This is a genomic window from Spiroplasma culicicola AES-1 (genome assembly GCF_000565175.1).
Classification (GTDB): domain Bacteria; phylum Bacillota_I; class Bacilli_A; order Mycoplasmatales; family Mycoplasmataceae; genus Spiroplasma_A; species Spiroplasma_A culicicola.
In genome coordinates, this window is the sequence record NZ_CP006681.1 from 676802 (window position 1) to 698590 (window position 21789).

The 21789-nt window shown below is 26.3% G+C and carries 15 protein-coding genes; all 15 read right to left on the bottom strand.

What is annotated here, in order from left to right:
• Positions 1-13: 13 nt before the first annotated feature.
• The 15 genes from SCULI_RS03125 to SCULI_RS03195 all read right to left on the bottom strand — a co-directional run bounded on the left by SCULI_RS03125 (position 14) and on the right by SCULI_RS03195 (position 21575).
• Positions 14-2629 (bottom strand): PTS glucose transporter subunit IIA, encoded by a 2616-nt coding sequence (locus SCULI_RS03125; protein WP_025363187.1) that lies wholly within the window; start codon positions 2627-2629, stop codon positions 14-16.
• A gap of 71 nt (positions 2630-2700) precedes the next feature.
• Entirely contained in the window at positions 2701-3558 is an 858-nt protein-coding gene (locus SCULI_RS03130; RefSeq protein ID WP_025363188.1) for a formylglycine-generating enzyme family protein, read from the bottom strand.
• A 5-nt stretch (positions 3559-3563) separates the two neighbouring features.
• Positions 3564-5045, bottom strand: a complete 1482-nt coding sequence (locus SCULI_RS03135; RefSeq protein ID WP_025363189.1) for a sulfatase — start codon at positions 5043-5045, stop codon at positions 3564-3566.
• 49 nt (positions 5046-5094) lie between these two features.
• The gene (locus SCULI_RS03140; RefSeq protein WP_025363190.1) at positions 5095-6546 is read right to left on the bottom strand and encodes a glycoside hydrolase family 1 protein; all 1452 of its coding nucleotides are present in this window, start codon (positions 6544-6546) and stop codon (positions 5095-5097) included.
• Positions 6547-6563: 17 nt separating this feature from the next.
• The gene (locus tag SCULI_RS03145) at positions 6564-7961 is read right to left on the bottom strand and encodes a glycoside hydrolase family 1 protein (RefSeq protein ID WP_025363191.1); all 1398 of its coding nucleotides are present in this window, start codon (positions 7959-7961) and stop codon (positions 6564-6566) included.
• 83 nt (positions 7962-8044) lie between these two features.
• Positions 8045-10621, bottom strand: a complete 2577-nt coding sequence (locus SCULI_RS03150) for a glucose PTS transporter subunit IIA (RefSeq protein ID WP_038648079.1) — start codon at positions 10619-10621, stop codon at positions 8045-8047.
• 95 nt (positions 10622-10716) lie between these two features.
• Positions 10717-11511, bottom strand: coding sequence for a MurR/RpiR family transcriptional regulator (locus SCULI_RS03155; protein ID WP_084656570.1), 795 nt, complete (start codon positions 11509-11511; stop codon positions 10717-10719).
• A 54-nt stretch (positions 11512-11565) separates the two neighbouring features.
• Complete coding sequence (locus SCULI_RS03160) at positions 11566-12486, bottom strand: ROK family protein (protein ID WP_025363194.1); 921 nt, start codon at positions 12484-12486, stop codon at positions 11566-11568.
• A 117-nt stretch (positions 12487-12603) separates the two neighbouring features.
• The gene (locus tag SCULI_RS03165; RefSeq protein ID WP_025363195.1) at positions 12604-13425 is read right to left on the bottom strand and encodes an aldo/keto reductase; all 822 of its coding nucleotides are present in this window, start codon (positions 13423-13425) and stop codon (positions 12604-12606) included.
• A gap of 98 nt (positions 13426-13523) precedes the next feature.
• Positions 13524-14519, bottom strand: coding sequence for a lipoprotein (locus SCULI_RS03170; RefSeq protein ID WP_025363196.1), 996 nt, complete (start codon positions 14517-14519; stop codon positions 13524-13526).
• A gap of 243 nt (positions 14520-14762) precedes the next feature.
• Entirely contained in the window at positions 14763-16583 is a 1821-nt protein-coding gene (locus SCULI_RS05615; protein WP_084656572.1) for an ATP-binding cassette domain-containing protein, read from the bottom strand.
• Between the two features lie 49 nt (positions 16584-16632).
• Complete coding sequence (locus SCULI_RS03180) at positions 16633-17232, bottom strand: hypothetical protein (protein WP_025363198.1); 600 nt, start codon at positions 17230-17232, stop codon at positions 16633-16635.
• A gap of 231 nt (positions 17233-17463) precedes the next feature.
• Positions 17464-19242, bottom strand: a complete 1779-nt coding sequence (locus tag SCULI_RS03185) for a lipoprotein (protein WP_025363199.1) — start codon at positions 19240-19242, stop codon at positions 17464-17466.
• A gap of 153 nt (positions 19243-19395) precedes the next feature.
• Positions 19396-20493 carry a lipoprotein gene (locus tag SCULI_RS03190; RefSeq protein WP_025363200.1) on the bottom strand — a complete coding sequence of 366 codons (1098 nt, stop codon included), beginning with the start codon at positions 20491-20493 and terminating at the stop codon, positions 19396-19398.
• Between the two features lie 218 nt (positions 20494-20711).
• On the bottom strand, positions 20712-21575 hold the full coding sequence (locus SCULI_RS03195; RefSeq protein WP_025363201.1) for an ETX/MTX2 family pore-forming toxin: 864 nt from the start codon (positions 21573-21575) through the stop codon (positions 20712-20714).
• Positions 21576-21789: the final 214 nt, after the last annotated feature.

Here is a 21789-nt window from a genome sequence, read left to right on the forward strand (position 1 = left end):
TTTTAATTAAAATCTATTGAATATTTAAATTATACAAGTCTTTTTTATTAATATTTACTTTTTGTGATTTTACATTATCAAAGTAAATATTCATAGATTGCACTCCATTAAAATACATTTTAGTAAATTCATCTATAAATTCATAATTTAAAGGTTTTTTAACATCAACAATAATTAATTCATAAAGTTTTGTTAAATTATCAAGCAAAGTATTATATTGGATATTTAATTGGTCAATTTCTTTTTTTAATATATTTGCTTGATCCACATATTTTTTTGTAATTGTTGAATTTTGAATTTCATTTATTTTTTCAAGTAAAGTAATTAAAGTTGCTTGATCTTTTTTTCCTCTTAATTTATTGAATTTTTTAGATAAAACATTTCTTTTACTATTTAAATCAATTTCAAGTTTTGAAATTTTAATTTCTAATGTTCTTAACTTAGAATATTTTTGTTCTAAATCTTTAATTAATTTTTTATTTTCTTTTGTCATTAATTGTTCAAGAGCAGTCATATTTTTTTCAACTACTTGTGGTAAAACAATATTATTTTTTGTAAATAATCTTCTTATATATCTATTAGTTGAACTAATAATAGATTTTTCATCGGCTCTATTTTTTACTAATAAAAGAGATAAAGTAATTCCTACACCTAAAGTTACAATTCATCCAAACATATTTGAAAGTAAAGATGTAACAGAAGCATCAGGTCCTAAAGAATTGATTATACTTAAAATTCCATTTCCACCTTGTGGTCAATTATTTCCCCCAGTAACTCCAATTGCCAAACTTCCACAGGCTGTTGCAAAACAAGCATAGAAGAAAGCTTTTCCATTTGGTAAATTAACCCCATACATCATTGGTTCACTTATACCAAAAATACTTGCTGGCAATGCACCATAAATATTTTCTTTTACTTTTGGATCTTTACTTTTAAATAGAAGTCCAATTCCTACACCCATTTGACCTAAAGCAGAACAAAATATGCAAGTTAATAATGGAATTGCAATATTTACATTTCCTGGATCCATTATACGAGGCAATGTAATAATCATCAGTAATGAGACATGTGCTCCTGTAATTACTAACATTGGTCACAGTAATCCAAAAATAAATCTATCAATTCCTCATGGTACTTTAATTAATAAACCTACCATTTGACCTAAGAATGTTTCTAAAAAACCAATCATTGGTCCTAAAATTAAAAACATTGATACACCAACAGATAAAATTATACTTGGAGGTATTAAAACCATTGAAGCATTTCCTGGAATAATTTTAGTAAAGAAATTCTGTGATTTAACTACTAAATAACCTGCACCAATTCCTGCAATTAAAGAATTGGGCATTCCACCAAGTTTCAATCAAACTACTGGCAAACCATTAGGTTCAACAAATGATTTTGTTTGTCAAATTGGATAACTTCAAGCGCCCATTCCAATTGCCTGTTCTGTTCCAGGAGCAAATTGAAGAATACCTCTAAATAGTAATGGTGCAGATATAATTACTCCAACCATTAAACCATATATACCATTTCCATTAAAATATCTAACTGTAGAATAACAAATAAAAATTGTTAAAAAACTACTACTTGAATAAGCAAGAGTAAATAATATTACTTCAAAAATATTATAGTTTGAATAAATTGATCCTGTATTTACAACTTCAATTACTCCAGTGATTTCTAATATTGCTTTTGTTGCTGTAATTAATGCAGTTCCAAGAAAAACTGGAAGACACGGTAAGATAATACCTTTAAACATGTCCATAGCTTTATTTGCAAATGATTTTTTATTTGGTAAATATTTTTTACCTCCAGTTTTTAAATCAAATTCTCCTGAATCTTTTATCTTAATATATTTATCATAGGCTTCTCTAACTCGATTTACAGCGCCACCAAATATTATTTGAAGTTCATTTCCAGATCAATTAAATCCCTTAACTAAACTAATTTTTTTAATTTCATTTTCATTGATTTTTGATTTATCTTTAATATCAAATCTTAAACGAGTAATACAATTATAATATTTGTTATAATTGCTTTCTCCACCTACTAAAGAATATATTTCATCTGCAATAATAGAAAATCTATCCCTATCATCTAATCCTTTTTCTAATGCTTCTTTAAAGTCAATTTTGGTGATTTCTCTTTTAATTCCTTCAAAAGTTAAAGTTAAAATTTCATCTCCTTTTTTAACTTTACCTTTTTTAATATTTGAAATTTTTCACCCATTAAATGATTCCTCATCAAAAACTATTGCAGTTTCAGTTCGTAAATTACTTTCTTTAATTTCTCTCATATTAACGTCTACAATTTTAGAGTTTAAATTTACAATTTGTTTTTCTGTTACATTGTAATTAAATGGAGAACCTTTTAATGTAACTGTATCTAGACCAATATGAACAAGAACAATTGGTCCTTCACTGCTTTTCTCAAAAAAAGCATGTTTAGTATTAAATATTTGTTCAATACTTCCTGCAGAAAATACTGAATAAAATTCTTCTACATCTTTTAATGGTTTTAAAAAAATCCCATCACCCAACATTTTTTCGCTAAATACACCATCATTTAAATTTTCAATTGATTCAACTTCACAATCAATTGGGGCATATAATTTTAATTCATTCATTTATTCATTTCCTTTCATATATATTTATACAAAGAAAACAAAAAAAAGTACTTTTTGTTAGAAAAAGTACTTTAATTTTTAACACATCTAAAACTTAAATTATTTGAAGTTGAATTTGCTATATTTCCATTTCTTCCATGAACCTTATATCTTCGACAATAATTATCATGACACAAAAATGATCCCCCGCGTATAGCATATTGAGCATTTTCAATATTTTTATAGACATCTGAAAATAATGTATTTAAATAATTATTGTCATTAAAATCTTTCAGCTCAACTCATCGTCTATTTAAACATCATTCTCAAACATTGCCACTCATTTGATAAAGACCATATCCATTTGGAGTATAGCTCTTTACTGGTTTTACTTGAGGTAGCTCCTTTTTATTATCCCACTCAGGAAATTCACCATTTCATATATTACAATTTCTTTCTCCATTAATATAGAGCTCATCTCCTCATGGATAAGGTTTTTTTTCTAATCCTCCCCTAGCTGCAAATTCTCATTCAGCTTCTGTTGGTAATCTCAATCCAGCTCATTTACAATATTCAATTGCATCTTTTCTAGAAACATGAACAACAGGATGATCTAATAAATCTTCAATTGAAGAATTAGGTCCAAAGGGTTGCTTTCAATTAGCACCAATTACTTCATATCATCAAGGTAAGCCTTCAACAATGTTACTTATTTCTTTAATTTCTTGAGAAATAGAATCTCTAAACACAAAAGATTTATTATTATGTTCTGCATCAGTTATATAACCTGTTGCATTTACAAACTTTTGAAATTCTTGATTTGTAACAGGAGTTGATGCTATTTCAAAATCATTTACATTAACAATAACTTCAGGAGATTCTAAATCATAAGCAAAACCATCACTTTTATTTGATCCCATTACAAATTGATGTCCCTTAATTTTTATCATAGCACTTATATTTCTAATCCTAATCTTTGATATATTTCAATTGGGGTATCTACCTCTTTTAATCTTTTGATTAATTTATTGATCATTTCTTGTTCTAACTGTGAATCTTTAATTGGAATTAATTGTTCGGGATCATTTTCCATATCAAAAAGTAGATTTCCATATTTATATGAATCAATATAACCATTTGCAGGTAAATTTATTTTCATTAATGGAACTCCATCAGAATATCTTGAACCTTCAACATAAGTCATATGTTTTAATAACTCTTTTGGTAAAAAACCTCTCATTAAATTAAAATTTAATGTATATTGTGCATTAGGAGAATTTGAACTATCCTTTGATGCTCTCATATATACATATTTTCCATCGAAAATACCAACGTGTCCCATATTCATACCAAATAATATTGACTCATGATTTTTTTGTTTTTCTTTTAAAAGTTTTAATAAAGATTTTCCATCTCGATCATAATCATCAGATATTTTAAAATAATCTAAAATTGTTTTGGGAATATCTATTGTTTGGGCAACTTCAGAAATTCTTCCCCCATCTAATTCTTTAAATTCTGGTATGTGTAAAAAGAATGGAGTATGGATAATTTCATCATAGAATGGAGCTAAATTTTTTCCAATAAAATTATGCTCTCCGATTGAAAAACCATGATCTGTATTAATAATTAACATAGTATCTTCTCAAAGATTATTTTCATCAAAGAAATCTAAAACTTTACCAACATATTTGTCTACCATACTAATTAAAGCTGCATATTCTTTTCTAGTTGCCAAAATTTCTTCTTTGTTTTCTTCAAAGTCAATATCTTGGTATTTTGGAAAGTTTGGACGAACTTCAGAATCTGTACAACCATAAAGTTTTCTATATTCTTCTGGCACTAAAAATGGTTCATGAGGATCAAAACATTCTATTTGCAACAATCAATTATCTCTATCTTTAAACTTATTTAAAAATTTTAAGCCAGCATTTACAGTTTTAACACTTGAATAATCTTGTTCTTTTATTCAATGTGCTCGATTTTCAATATTAAATTCCATATTTTTTCTTGGTTTATTTAAATAATGTTCATTTTTATAGTTTAAGTCTTTAGTTACTGGCATTCATCTATCAGTTTCTTGACCCCTAAAACCTTCTCAAGTGTCATATCTGTTGTGATATGTTGAACCTCCATCCTCTCAATAATGTGAGTGGTCTGTCACTAAATGAGTATAAATATTATTTTTTTTCAATATTTCAAATACAGAATTATCAAATGGTTCAAGTTGGCCTCACCCACGGTGTAAAAAATTATATCTTCCAGTATGCATTTCTCTTCTTGCAGGCATGCAAGGCATACTGCCTCCATAAAATGTATCAAATGTAATTGCTTTATGTTCTAAACGCTCAAAATTTTTAGCTTTTACTCAATCATTTCCATAATTTGGAAGATATTTTCTAGTTAATGTATCAAACATTAAAATTACAGCTCTCATATAAAACTATTTATTCCTTTCTTATTCTCTATAGATTATAAAGATATTTTTATAATTCATCAGTTTCTCTGAATTTTTTAAATCATTCAAATGATTTTTTCTTAAATCTATCTCCGCTTCCTTTATGATAATCATCATAATCTACAAAAATTAAACCATAACGTTTTGACATTTCATTTGTTGAAGCAGAAACGACATCAATTGGAGTTCACATAGTATATCCAAAAACATCAACTCCATCATTAATTGCATTTGCAATTTCAATCATATGATTTTTTAAATATTCAATACGATAGTCATCTTCAACCGTATTATTTTCATTTAAAGTTTCAATTACACCAATTCCATTTTCAGAAATAAATAAAGGTAATTCATAGCGATCTCATAAATCGTTTAATGTAATTCTTAACCCCACTGGATCAATTTGTCATCCTCACTCTGTTGCTTTTAAGAATGGGTTTTTACCAATTCTTAACATATTAGCTTCTGTTTCTTCTCTGCTTGCTTTTGCAACAGTTCCAGACATATAATAACTAAATGTTAAATAATCAACTGTATTATTTTTTAAAATTTCTAAATCAGATTCTTTAATATCTAATTTAATTCCTTTTTCTTCAAAGAAAGTTTTCATATATGTTGGATACTTTCCTTTTGCAACCATATCAAAGAAAAAGTATCTTGCAATTTGTTGAGTATGAGCATTTTCTCATACATTTTCTGGATTACAATCTAAAGCATAAGTTGTCATATTGGCAATCATACATCCCATTTTTAAATTACTTGATATTTTTCGTGCTTCTGCAATTGCTTTTGCTTGAGCAATAAATTGATGATGCAATGCTTGATATGAATCTTTTAACATTTCTTTTTTATCGCTGTACTCTGATGTAAATAAACCTGATCCAGTTTCTGGAGATCAAATTGCTACATTAATTTCATTAAATGGCAATCAATAAGTGACTAAATCTTTAAATTCTCTCATTACTGTTGATGCATATTTTACATACATATCAATTACTTGATAATTTTTTCATCCTCCATATTTTTCAATAATAGGATAAGGTAAATCAAAGTGTTGGATTGTAGCCATTACTTCAATTCCTTGTTTTTTACATTCTAAAAATAAGTTGCGATAAAAATCTAAACCTTTTTGATTTGGTTCTTTTTCATCTCCATTTGGAAATATACGACTTCAAGCAATTGACATTCTATAAATGTTCATTCCAGCTTCTTTAAACAAAGCAATGTCTTCTTTATATCTGTGATACATATCAATTCCAAATCTTTTTGGATAATGTAATCCCTCTTTATTTTCAATTGAAGCCAAATAATCTGCTTTTGTTAACTTTCTAAGCTCTGTCATATCTTTTCTATTTAAATTTGGATTATATGCTCTCATTTCTGAGATTGTCAATGATTTACCATCAACATCATATGCTCCTTCAACTTGTGAAGCAGCTGTTGCTCCTCCTCAAAAAAATTCTTTTTTAGGAAACTTCATTTTTTAATTCCTTCTTTCTAAAATTCACTACCGTTTGTTTTAATAACATTTTGATATCAATAGAAACTATCTTTTCGATATCTTTTCATATCTTTTAAATCAAATTCATCACGATTTACATAGACAAAACCATAACGTTTTGAAATTCCTTCATGAGTTGATACTAAGTCAATCGCACTTCAAGGGTTATATCCAATCATTTCAACACCTTCATCAATTGCTTGTGCCATTTGTTTAAAGTGTTTTGTATAATATTCAATTCTGTGATCATCATGAACTTTTCCTTCAGCTGTTAATTGCTCACGTGCACCAATTCCATTTTCTGTAATTAAAATTGGTAAATTATAGCGATCATAAACTGCTTTTAAAGTATTTTTAAATCCAATTGGATCAATTTCTCATCCAAATTGAGTTTTTTCTAAATTTGGATTCTTAACAGCTTTTCCAAATCCAGGTATTCCCATCACTATTTGTTGGTCAACTTTATCTCCAACTTTTTCATCTTTTTCCATCATTTCAACAGTTAAAGTTGAATAATAGTTTAAAGCAACAAAGTCTGGTTTTGCACTTCTAATTTCTTGCATATCTGCTTCACTTGGATTAAATTCATATCCTTGTTTTTTAATAAGTTTTAAGAAAAAAGGGTTATATTGACCTTTACATACAATATCTAAAAACAGTCAATTGCGCAAAACATTAAAGTTAAATGATGCACTATTATCTGCTGGTTTTGAACTTGCAGGATAAACATCAGAAATATTTGGTGCTGGACCAATCTTTCCATTTGGCACCATTTTTCTAAATAAATTAATGGCTTTCGCCTGAGCTAAATTTAAATTATGAAATACATGTCATCTAACTTTCTCTCATTCTTCTTTGTTATTAACAACACCAATAATATGTCCAGCCATAATAATGACATTTAATTCATTGATTGTTAATCAATATTTAACTTTTGAACCAAAGTTTTCAAATAAAACACGACCAAATTTTTCAAAAGCTTTTACAGTTTCAAGTGATTGTCATCCCCCTTTTTCTTGTAAAGCTGCTGGTAAATCAAAATGATACATTGTAATAATTGGTTCAATATTGTGTTTTAACAATTCATCAATTAAATTATTATAAAACTCAATTCCTTTTTGATTTACTTCACCATCACCATCAGGCAAAATTCTTGTTCATGCAATTGAAAAACGATATGATTTAAATCCCATTTCAGCCATTAAAGCTACATCTTCTTTTCAATGATTATAATGATCTGATGCTACTTTAAAGTCTGTAATATCTTTTGGATAATATTGATTGTCAAGATCTTGAACACTTAATCCCTTTCCATCAGTGTCATAACCACCTTCAAATTGATAAGCACTACTTGATGCTCCTCATAAAAATTCTTTTGGAAATTTTGTACTCATTTTATATACTCCTCCTAAATTTATTATTATATATTTTAAGAAAAAGTACTTTTTTTGTAAAAAAGTACTTTTTGTGATTATTTTTATTTAGCTATTAATTGTTTAAATTGTATTTTTTCTTGCTTACTAAATAAGATATCTTCTTGATCTTTAATTCCAAATGAAATTTCAACTGAGTATATTCCATTATATAAACCCGCATTGTAATTTAAAATTGGAGCGAATTTAACAAGTTTTTCAATATTTGCCAATATCTCGACTCTGTTTTCATCTAATTTTGTAGTAAGTTTTGCATAATTTTCTAATAATGATTTATTTACATTTGTTAAATCTTTTAATTGAGATTCAATAATTGATTTTTTATCATCTAAATTAAATATATTATATGCTGCAATTGCTTTTTTAACTATTTCGTGGTCTGCACCATCTTTTTCAGTCAATTTTTTAGCTTTTAAATATAGTTTTTGTTTGATTTTTTCTTCCTTAGATTTTAAAGTTATTAATTTAATATCTAATTTAGATTTTGCAGACATATATTTCATATAATCTTTAAATACATCTTTACCTTCCTGAATTGAATCTAAATAATTTTTTTCTAAATTAATTAATTGTTCTTCAATTGTTTTTACTTCAACTCCATTTTTAATCATAATTTTTTTAGACATTTTATTAATTTTTTTGAAGATATTTTTAGTATATTTAAATTCATCTCATTTTTCTTGGTAACTAATTAAGGTAAATCCAATTGCAGCTCCAATTGCAATAACTCAAGATAACACATATAATAATTGATCTGTAAATGTACCAATACCTGTGACTGCAAATACTCCCATTCCAGCTGGCCTAACAGCTTTAATATCTAAAATACCAAGAAATAATCCCCCAACAAATGCTCCAAAACAACCTGCTAAAAATGGTTTTACTTTTGGTAAATTTGCACCATAAATAATTGGTTCTGTAATTCCAAATACTCCCGCTGCAAGAGCTCCTACACTAAAGTTCCTTAAATTAGAGTTTTTAGTAATGATAGCAACTCCCATTCCAGCTCCGACTTGTCCAAAAACAGCAATTGTAACAACAGCAACTAAACTTGAAGGAACTGCTGGTTCCATCATAATTGTTCCAATCATAACAGACATAATTACTGCAACATGAACTCCAGTTAAAACTAAAATTTGTCATAAAAATGCAAATAATGCTACTCCTAATCCTAAAGGAATTTTTTCAAATGCTGTTACTGTTAAACTTAGTCCATATTCAATAAATGATAAAAATGGACCAAATACAAATAATATTGGCACAATAGTCAATAAGTAAACTAATAGTGCTCTAAAAATAATATCAATTGTTGAAGGCATTCATGTTTTAACTCATTTATCTAAATAAGTTACAAATAGTGCAGCTGCAATAAATGGCAAAACACTACCCTCATATCCTTTAATTAAAATTGGATAATCACCAATTTTAAATAATAATCAACCAATACCTGCTTTTGGATCTTGTACAAAATCTCCAAAACCAGCAGTTGTCAATTCTGTTGGTGTACCATAGAAAAAGAATCTTGAAGTTAATGTTAATCCTACTAAAATACCCAACATTGTGTTTCCACCAAAGTATTTTGTAGCTGAATAACAAAACATAACACCAATTAAATTTAATCCCACTTTACTTAAAATATAAAATATCGCTGAAGCTAAATCTTGATCTCCAGGATTTCCAGTAACTGCATTAATAACACCTGCTTGTTCTAAAACAGATTGAATTGCTGCAAGTAATCCAACACACATTAACAATGGAATTAAAGGAGTCATAATTCCAGTTAACATAGCCAAAATTCGTCTAAAAACTGGTGGTTTTTGAATTAAAAGTTTATTAGTTTCAACTTTACCTCCATATTCTTGAATATTTGCAATTTCATCTTTTACTTTATAAACTTCCCCTCCAATAATAACTTGAAGTTCATTACCATTTCAATTAGTTCCTTTCACTAATTCATTTTTTTCAATTAACTTTAAGTCAACTTTATTTTTATCATTAATTGCAAATCTCAATCTTGTCATACAATTGTAAACTTTAGAGAAATTTTGTAATCCTCCAACATTTCCAATAAATTGTTCTGCTGCAACTGTATATTTAGATTTAAATTCTCTTAATTGATAAATATCATCATTTTGTTTATCCTGTTTTTGAACTTTTAAAGTAATTTTTGCCTTTGCAATTAAATCTCCTTGCTTAAATTCTTTTTTATTTTCTAAATGTATAGATATACTTTCAATGTTTTCTTGATCAAAACAAATTGGTGTTTCAATTGAAAGATTTGAACTTTTAATTTTTTCAAAATTAACATCAACAATATTTGTTTTTAATGTTACTTGGTCTTTTTCTTTAACTTTAATTTCAAAAGGTTCGCCTTTTAAATTAACAGTATCCATACCAATATGCATTAATATTTTTATTTTTTCACTTTCAAAAAAAATAGCATGTTTGGTATCAAAAATTAATGAAATATTGGCTTTTTCTAATGGTGAGTTAAAACTATTAGTTTTTGGAATAATTACAAGGCCATCACCCATCATTTTTTGTGCAAACATTTCATCTGTTGATTGTTCAATTGGTTTAATTGAACAATCAACAGGGGCATAAATTTTTATTTCCATCATTTTTATATTCCTTTCTAACTTCAATGTACAAAAAAAAAAAAAAAAAGGAATATTTCCCTTTTGTTAAAAAAGTACTTTTTAAAAAGTAAATTACTTTATTTTATACTTTCAAATATTTCATGAAAAATCAAATGCATTGCCATAGTTCTTCTTGCATAAGAAGAATCATCATTATCATAATTTAATATCAAAGTCTTATCAAATGGAATTGTTTTAACCTTATCAATTTGACTTGCAGATGATATTAAAAAATTTGAACTATGTTTTTCTTTGATTAGTGTTTTTAAATAAAAATTAATTAAAGTATTATTATCTCTTCCAGAAATAATGCATAACTTAACTCAATCTTTATAAGTAGCTGCATTATTTAATGCTAGAATATCTGCATCATTATTAATAAATTTAACTCGTATTAGTTTAGATTGCAATAACTTACTTAAGATATCACATACATCTTTGGCTTGTCATGAAGCTACTATTAATACTTTTCGCATTACATTTATTTCATTAATAATTGAAGACAATCAATCTTCATTTTTTTTACTTCACTCATAAATATTTTTTAATAATTCAAAACGTTTTTGATTAGTTTCTTTATAAAATTCATCTTTCTTATTATTAAGTGCTAAATTAAATTTTTCACGTTCAACTTTTAATCTTACAACCAGTTCACGATAACCGCTAAGCAATAAATGTTTACTAAATTGTGTCACTGTAGACATTGACACAAAACATTTATCAGAAAGATCTTTTTGGGTTCTAAAAAGACCACCTCTAAAATCTTCTAAAATATTTTTAGCAATAATTTTATAACTGCTGTTTTCTTCTTGACGTGCTACATTTTCAATTCTTTCATATATTGAAATCATTATTCATACCTCATTTTTCATTCATCTCACTTATATTTTAATGAAAAATCCAAGGTTCTTTAAAAGAAATAATATTTAATCATACTGATATTCATCAACTAAAATAGCCAGCATTCCATAACATGCGGCATTATTTGATAATTTACATTTCTCAACATTAATTTTTCAATAATTAATGCTATCTACTTCTTCTTTTAATTTATCAATAAAATAATTATTATCGCTAATTCCCCCACCAATTAATATTTTTTCAACATCAAAAATTACTTGAAAATTTATTAATAAATTTCTTAAAGTTTTAATTTGTTTATTAAATAATTCTAAAGCAAGTTTATTTTTATCAAGTACTAATTGCATAAACTCTTGACCATTAATTTTGTGATCTAATTTTGATAAATAAGAATACATTTCACAAATTGATCCTGTGCTTGTTGATCCAACAATTAATTCATTTAAATTAACTTCTTGACTATTCATATTTGAAATTATCTGGCTAAATTCGCCAGCACCATTATGTGACCCTTTATAAACTTTTTTATTAATGATAATGCCCCCACCAAGTCCTGAACCAATTGTCAAAATTATAGCATTAGTAATTTGATTGTTTTGTCCATAAATTAATTCGCCAATTGCAGCAGCTTTGGCATCATTTTCAATTTTTAATTTTTTAACTAAAGTTATTTTGCTAAAAAAATTATTTATATCAATATCGATATCTGAAATTGAAGATTGCGATAATACTTTATTATTAATATTGTCAATTACTCCAGGAATTGCAATGCCCACTTCTACTGCTTGATTAAATTGTTCAATATATTCTCTTATCTGTTCTAAACAATCTTGTAATTTAACTGTTCTCATTTTAAAACCTGTAATTATTTCAGTCATAATAAATTGCTTGTGAATAATTTTGTCATTTAAAATTGATATATTATTCTCATCAAAAATATTTAATTTAATTGATGAACCTCCAATATCAAAGCAAATTTTTTTCATATTTGATCACCTCTAAATATGATTTTCTATTAAATAAATAAAAAGTACTTTTTTTACATTTAAAGTACTTTTTAAAAATATTTACTTTTGAAACTATAAATAATATTTGAGTATATTTTAAAAATCAAAATTATCTGGATCTGGTCCATCACGATGAGGTGTAATTGTTTCAATTAATTTAAAATCATCGTTGTCTAATTCAAAATCATCTATTAATGTATTTTCAACAACTCTTTTTGGTTTAGAAGATTTAGGAATAATTACATACCCTTTTTGAAATGCTCAACGTAAACATACTTGGGCTTCAGTTTTATTATGTTTTTTGGCAATACTTTGAATTTGTTCAATTTCAAAACATTTTCCACGAATCATAGTTCCTCATGATTCAACTACAATATCGTGTTGTTGACAAAATTCAACTACTTCTTTATTTGGTAAAGCTGGGTGTAATTCAATTTGATTTATAACAGGTTTAATTGTACATACTTCTAATAATTCTTGTAAGTGTGGTACTTGAAAATTAGAAACCCCAATTGATTTTACTTTTCCTTCTTTTACAGCTTCTTCAAGTGCTCTTCAACATTCTAAACGTTTTTCTGTTGGTCAATGAATTAATAACAAATCAATATAGTCTAATTCTAATTCTTGTAAAATTACATCAATTGCTTTTTTAGCTTCTTGATAACCATGATCTGTATTTCATACTTTTGAAGTAATAAATAATTGATTGCGATCAACTTGGCTGTCTTTAATTGCTTTTGCTAGTAACTGATGATTGTGATAAATTGTTGCTGCATCAATATGGTGATATCCAGCTTGTAAAGCAGCCATTACTGAATCATAAGTTTCTTGTTCATTTGTTAATTTATAAGTTCCTAATCCAAATTGAGGAATAGTTAAATTATTATTAAATTTTAATGTTTTATTTAAAATACTCATTTTTTATCATCTCCTAGTAATTATTCTATACAAAATAAAAAAATAACCAAAGGTTATTAATTAATAACTTTGATTATTTATAATATAGAAAATCAATATTATGCTTGATCTTCTCCTTCTGGAGTTACTAAAATTGCACCAGCAATATCAAAAGTTGCATCTCCAACTAAAGTATATCCTTCAGCAACTGTAATAGTTACAGTTACATCAGTTTCTGAACCATCTTTAGCTACTGCTGTCAATGATTCTAAACCATCCATTGTAATTTTTGCTAATTCTGTATTAACAGCTGCTAAATCTGCTAAATCTTTAATTCCTGTAGTTTTAGCTACAACTTCTTCTGCTTTAAGTTCTTTAACTTCAGGTGTTGTTTCTTCTTTAATTGCACCAGCAATATCAAAAGTTGCATCTCCAACTAAAGTATATCCTTCAGCTACTGCAATAGTTACAGTTACATCAGTTTCTGAACCATCTTTAGCTACTGCTGTCAATGATTCTAAACCATCCATTGTAATTTTTGCTAATTCTGTATTAACAGCTGCTAAATCAGCTAAATCTTTAATTCCTGTAGTTTTAGCTTTAACATCGTCTGCTTTAAGTTCTTTAACTTCAGGTTGAGGTAAATCCACTTTGTATTTGTATACAGTAGTGTTTTTAATTGTTCCTTTTCCTTCTTCTGTTAATCCTGAAGCATCAGTTTTAATTACATAAATTGTTGCTGAAGTATCATCTTGTTTAGCTTGAATTGAGAACATGTATCCAATACCTGTTTCTAAGTTTTGTCCTTCAAGTTCTTTTGTTTCATTAAATAATACTTTTGTAGTATCAAATTCAACTGTTGAAGTTGATCCAGGGAAACCTTCAATTCCAGGAATTCCTTCTGCTTCTGGAATTGCTGCTGTATCTTCATAATTTTTTGAAATTTTTCCATCAGCTTGTTCAATTTCAAATGTTTCAATAATTTTTGCAGCATCTACACCTTCAGCAGGTGTTAATGCTTTTGTATCTTCTGGTTTATCTCCACAAGCAATTACAACTGAACTTGTTGAAGCTACCATTCCCATAGCTCCTAATAATCCTAATAGTTTTTTCATATCTTAAATATTCCTTTCGTTTTTTTAAACTAATCGATTTCATTATTTAACCTAATAAAATCTATGTTAAGTTTAATAAAAAAAAAAAAAAAAAAGCAAGTTATAAGTGTAAGTTTATAGAAAAAATTCTATAAAAAGTCCAATAAATAAGCATATATTCCAAATAAATAAAAAAAAAAAAAAAAACTTTTTATAAAAAATTCTATAAAAAGCTTTTAAGTCTTAAATACAATTGTTTTTTTACTATAAAGGTAAATCTTTTTTTGTAAATACAAAGTATGAACCAATAAAGATCCCTATCCCAGCTAAACTCATAAATATATATTGTCCCAAGTATACAGAAAGTTTATTTAAATCTGTTAAATTTCCAAGATCTAATAATGAATTTATTGAGAAGTATTTCATTCAGTCCAAAGCATCAAATCCTGAAGCTATTTGAAATACTCATGAAATAATAACAATAGCCCCGCTTACTCCTAATGATTGTGCACCTCTATTAAAATATGTACTAAAAATAAATGCAATTGCTGCTGTAAAGAATAATAATAAAAATGCTCCAAAAGCTTTTATAGCTAATAGATCTAAACTAACATATTGCAACTGTCCTACTGCTTGTAAAGTAATTAAAGTAACTACAAATTGAGCTAAAATTGCTGTAAATATTAAACTAATAAAAGTTAACATTTTAGTTAAAATAACTGATTTTCTTGTTAAATTTGTTGTTAATAAGTTAACCATTGTTCCTGTTTCAATTTCTGAGGCCACAATTTTAGTTGCATTCATTAAAACAAAAATAATCATTAATACATAACCAATACTTCCAAACAACATGTCTCCAATAATTTGTTGAACAATACCATTAACATGATCCTCTACTGGTAGAATAAATCCTGTATTTGGATCTGGAGATGGAATAAAGTAACCATTAACTTTCATTGTTACTAGCATTGCTACGATCATTATTAAAGTAATTGCAGTTAAAAATGATCACATCATAATCATTGATTTATAAGATCTTTTAACAATTTCAAAAATTACTTTTGAATTACCTTTAATTTCTTTTTGTTTTTCATTATGTTTCTCGATGTTATCAATAACATCTTTTTTAATTTCATTTTGATAATATTTCATAAAATATTGTTCTAAATCTAAAGGATGTTCTTTTAAAAATTCAATTTTGAATTTTGACACTAATGTTAACAATTCATTAATTTGTTCATTTTTAACCACTAAAAAAACAACATTATTTTCATTAGAATTTATGGTTCAATTTTTTGAATTTAAAATTTCTTTTGGTACTTCATCTTTGAATTTGATTTCATATGTTTTTTCATCATTATATTGAATATCTTCAATATTTATTGTAGAAATAATTTCTCCTCTTTTAACAATTGAAACATAATCACAAGTTCTTTCAATTTCTGAAAAGATATGACTTGATAAAATGATTGCTTTTCCTTGTTTTTTAGATTCTTTAACAAGATTTGCAAATTTTTCTTGCATTAATGGATCTAATCCAGTTGTTGGTTCATCCAAAATAATAATATCGGGATTGTGCATTCATGCGATACATAATGCTAATTTTTGTTTCATCCCTTTTGACATTTTTTTGATTTTTAAACTAGGATCAAATTCTCAATAATAAATGTATTTTTTAACGTCTTCTCAATCTGACATATTTCTTAATTTAAAAACCATTTTTAATAATTCAATTCCTGTCATATTTTCAGGAAAAGCAATTTCACCTGGAACGTATCCAATTGTTTTTTGAATTTTATTACTATCAGTTCATGAATCATATGAAATGATTTCTTCAATATTTGCTTCATTTTTTGTTTTGATAAAAACATTTGATTGCCCACTATTTGGTTTTATAAACCCCATAATAGTTCTAATTGTTGTTGATTTTCCAGCTCCATTTGGTCCTAAATAACCAAATACTGCGCCTCTTTTTACTAAAAAATTAATATCTTTGATACCATATCCAGATTTAAATTGCTTATTAAGATCAACAATTGAAATAGCATCTGGTTTTTGTTTTATATTTTTACTTAAATTTTTCATATTTATATTCCTCTCTAAATTTTTATTAATATAACACTATGAAAAATTATTATAAAAAATCTCCTTTAAAATACTTAATCTTTTTAATAAACTGTGTCTTTTTAAAATTAAAAATTATAAAGTTAATTTGCTTTCTAAAAATTAAACAAATTTGAATTAATAAATTTAAGAATATTAAATTGAATTCAAACATGAAAATTAAAACACCTAAACCAATAAATATTGTTTTATAGTAATTAAATTGAATTTGAATAATAAAATTTTGTAATGAATTACTTAAGGCAAATCCATTAATTGTTGCAATAAATAATATTAAAAGTAATATATTGCCAAATCAATTTATTTCAACTGGAAAAAGTCTATTAAATACAATATAAATTACAGATACAATTAATCAATAATTAGTAGTAAAATATTTATTTTGAATAAACTCTTTTTTATTTACTTGCAAAATATATTTAAAAAAAACTGCAAAAATAAAAAATAAATTAAATCTAAAGTATGTGCTTTTAACAATCATTAAACTTTCAACTTCAAAAGTTGATAAATATATACTTAGAAAAGATACTTGTGAAATAAAAACAAAGAAAAAAAGTGAAAGATTTTGCAATAAATATCTCTTATTTTGTCAAATTTTATTTTTTTTCATAATTTATTCACCTATTAGAAAGATTATACATAGGTTTTTAAGATTAAATAATAGAAAATTTTCCTTATTTAACCTCAAAAAACATTATATTTTTGTCTTAATTTTATATGTTTTATATCTCATCATAAAATTAAAAATTACTATCCAAGACTGGCAAATAAATTATCTAAATTATTCTATAAAAAATAAAAACATGAATATATTCATTCATGTTTTTATTTTTTATAACTATTATTCAGGTTGTTCTTCACTATCATCTATTATTGTTCAAGTGACTTCAACACTTCCAGTATATTGTTCATTTTCACTTTTAACAGTAATTGTTGCTTTTCCATCTTCAATAATTTCTACATCTACATCCTCAAAAGATATTTTATCTTTTAGATTTTCATTTAATTCAATAAACTTATTAAATATAGTTTCCTTATCTACATCAGCTGGAAATTCACCTAAATCTTTTTCATCAATTAATTCATTAATATCAGTTGCTGGAACAGCCACTGTTCAAGTAACTTCAACAGTTCCAGTAAATGAATCACTAGCAGCTGAAATTTCCGCTTTTTCACCTGCAATCGCAATTGTAACGTCATCAAATGTTAAATCTCCAATTGTAGTAGAATTCAATTCTGCGACTTTAGCTCAAACTTCTTGTTCACTTGGTGTTTCACCAAATTCACCTAAAGCAGTTGTTTTAATTAAATCTGCAATATCAGTTGCTGGAACAGCCACTGTTCAAGTAACTTCAACACTTCCAGTAAATGATTCACTAGCAGCTGAAATTTTTGCTTTTTCACCTGTAATCGCAATTGTAACATCTCCAAATGTTAATTCTCCAATTGTAGTTGCATTCAATTCTGCAACTTTATCAAAAATTTCTTGTTCACTTGGTGTTTCACCAAATTCACCTAAAGCAGTTGTTTTAATTAAATCTGTAATATCAGTTGCTGGAACAGCCACTGTTCAAGTAACTTCAACACTTCCAGTAAATGATTCACTAGCAGCTGAAATTTTTGCTTTTTCACCTGTAATCACAATTGTAACATCATCAAATGTTAATTCTCCAATTGTAGCTGCATTCAAGTCTGCAACTTTAGCTCAAACTTCTTGTTCACTTGGTGTTTCACCAAATTCACCTAAAGCAGTTGTTTTAATTAAATCTGCAATATCAGTTGCTGGAACAGCCACTGTTCAAGTAATTAAAACTGAACCTTCATATTTTAAATCCTCTGTATTAGCAGTTACAGTTGCACTATTTTCTTGTATATCAACAGTTGCACCAATTGTCAATTCACCGTTTATTAATTTTGAATTAACAAATTCAAGAACATTCTCTTCTGTAGGTTTTTTATCTAAAATACCCATATTAGTTTCTGTAATGGCATCTCCTAACGGTGTTTTTTGATTTTCATCATTAATTGTAATAGTTACAATTGTACTTCCTTCAATATTTTTAATATTTTCTTTTGCTTTAACTTCAAATTTATTTTGATCTACTTTAGTTACTATTGATGCAACTAAATTTTCTTTAGTTACTATTGCATTATTTGCTTGCTTAACTACCTCTGCAATAGCTGCTGTTTTTTGTTTTTCATCATCACTTCCAAATGGAACTGATGTTGTTAAATCTTTTAAATCAGCCAAGTTATATTTTTCTTCTGCTTTAATTGTTACTTTTACATCAACTGAATTTTTAATGTCTGTAACATTATCATCTTTTGGTGACACAGTAAATGTTTTTACAACGTCTCCTTCTGTTTTTGTTATTTTTAATACTGCTTTTAATTTATCTGCTTTAACCACTTTACTATTTGCTTTTATAACTACAGCTTCAATTGCTGCTGCCTTTTGTTCTTCATCATTTGAACCAAACTTAACTTCTGTGCTAACATCTTTTAAGCTTGATAAATCATACTCTACTATTGGATCTGTTGGATCCCCACAAGCAACAACAACTGCACCAGTTGATGAAACCAATCCTATAGTTCCAAGTAGTCCTAATAGTTTTTTCATGTCTTTTTATTTGTCCTTTCACAATTGTTTTACTTTATCTTTAATTAGATATAGTAAAACCTATGTGTATTCTATAAAAAAAAAAAAAAAAAGCAACTTATTAGTGTAAAAAATAAAAAATGAATCAAAGATTCATTTTAAATTAAAATGTTATTATGCAGCAACTACTGTATAAAATAAAGTAATTTCATTTGAATTATTATATTTTATTTTCATTTCTTTAGTTTCAGTTAATCCAATAGCTCCAAATGTAATAGTTAATTTATTATCAACCAATTTAGTTTTTACTTTTAAAAATCCATCCTCACCATCAGTTCATGAAGAATTTAAAGCTATTTTAGTACCATCAATCATAAAATCATCTTCAAATTGTTTATTATCAGCTAATTCTAAAACAATTTCTTCTTCATTTTGATTTGACGGTTCTAATTTATCATAAATAAATTCTCAAGCTGTTTCACTTGATGTTGGTAATTCTTGTCCTGCTTCAGGTGTTAATTGATAGATATATTCTTGAACTTCTACTATAAATTGAGTATCTTTAAAGTTTTCTCCACTTATTGTAAAAGTATAATCTTGAACTTTTACTGTTGAATCTACAAAAATCAAAATTTTCTTACCCTCAATTTCAGTTGTTATTCCTTCAACTGTTTCTTTAATAGTTATACCAGCTAAATCTTGATCTGAAGTTATATTTATTTCTCCAGTTAATCCTTGAATTATTTCCAATGTTTTATTATCTAATATTAATTCATCTTTTTGTTCTTCTGCTTTTGGAATAGTAAATTCTTGTTTATTTAAAACACTTGCTTTAGCTACTCCAGTATTTTCTTCTTCATTAATATCTGTCAAGTCTAATTTTATTACAAATAAAGTAAATTTATCAGATCCTGCAGTTCCTTTAGCAGAAAAACCATAAGCTGTTTCTTCTGTATTTTTTAAGTCCTTTGTTTCTTCAAATAAGAAACCATAACTATCCATTTCTCCTCCAACTGCAGTTCCAGGAAATCCTTCATATCCTGGTTCATCTCCAGGAATTTCTGGTTTTGCTTCAGTATCTTTATAATCAATTGCTAATTTGCCTTCTGCAGTAACTTCAATTTCAAGTGTTTCAATTACTTTCTTAACATCAATTCCATCGGCTAAAACTAATCCTTCTTCTTTATCTCCGTTATCTCCACAAGCAATTACAGTTGCTGCACTTGTAGCTGTTAATCCCATAGCTCCTAATAAGCCTAAAAGTTTTTTCATATTTAAATTTTTCCTTTTCTATAAAACACATAAAAAAATTTAAATATCCATTTTATTACATTAAACCCTAGTAGAAATTTTATAAAAAAAAAAAAAAAAGCAAGATATAAGTGTTAAAACTTGCTTTTTATTGAAAAAAAGGTTTATTGTAAAACAGAAATTTTACAATAAACCTTTAATACTTCTATACTTTATAAGAAAATTTTATTTATTATTTGTTAATCTATTACTACATTTAATTCATTTTTAACAACTTGAATTTTTGTTGGAATATTTATATATACTTCAGATTCAGTCACAAAGATCGGATTGTTTTCATCCATCACTTCATGATGTCCAAGTCCTCAAGATAATGATAAAATATCAATTAATCTATCATCTGTTCAAAAATGAAGTGGATTTGTTAATCAATCATCATTTTGAACTTCAATATGAAGTGTTACATCGTTACTTGGTTGAATTCTTAAAATATCATTATAAACTTTAGTATATTCATAAACTTTATAATTAACTTTTCTAGTTTGATGGGCTGGAACTACTACACTTTGAGGAGGAACAGTTAAAGTTGTTTGTTTTGTTGATGTTGTTACTGTAGTTGAATTTAAATTAAAATTCAATTTAGCATTAGCAAATTCAAATGGAACAGCCAATTCAAAACCAACCCCTTTAGTTACACTGTAACTTACTGAATTTAGATATGTTTGGCTAAATCCTGAAGAATTAATATTTTGTTGAATATCTGTATTATTTTGTAAAGTATCTGTTTCTTCATGAATAATGTTTTTTACATCTTTATCAATACTTTTTTGAATTAATTTTGTATTATTTTCAATTTGGGGATTATATCCAATACTAATAGTAATATTTAAGTGTTCTGTTTCAAGTCAAGGATGTTCTGAGCCATACTCTAATTTAACATAGTCTTCAATTACAGTATCTAAATATTCAATTGCATTTTTAAAATCATCATCTTGATCTTGTGATAAATTTGTTACAATATTTTGATTATTTTCAGGTTGATAATTTGTGGTTGCTACTAGTGAAAAGTTGCTACTAGCTAATAGTGCTAATAATAATTTCATTTTAGTCATCTCTTTTCTTCAAAAAATAATTGTTGAAAAATATAAATATAGACAAAATTGCTTTTATGAACATTTATATTTTTTTGAAAAATAAATTATGAATAAAATTAAACCTATTAAATATAGAGTTTTTCCCTTATGCCCGCCCAACCAACCTCTTATTGACTTTATTATAGTCCTATTATTATTTTTTATTCATATTTTTTAAATAAAA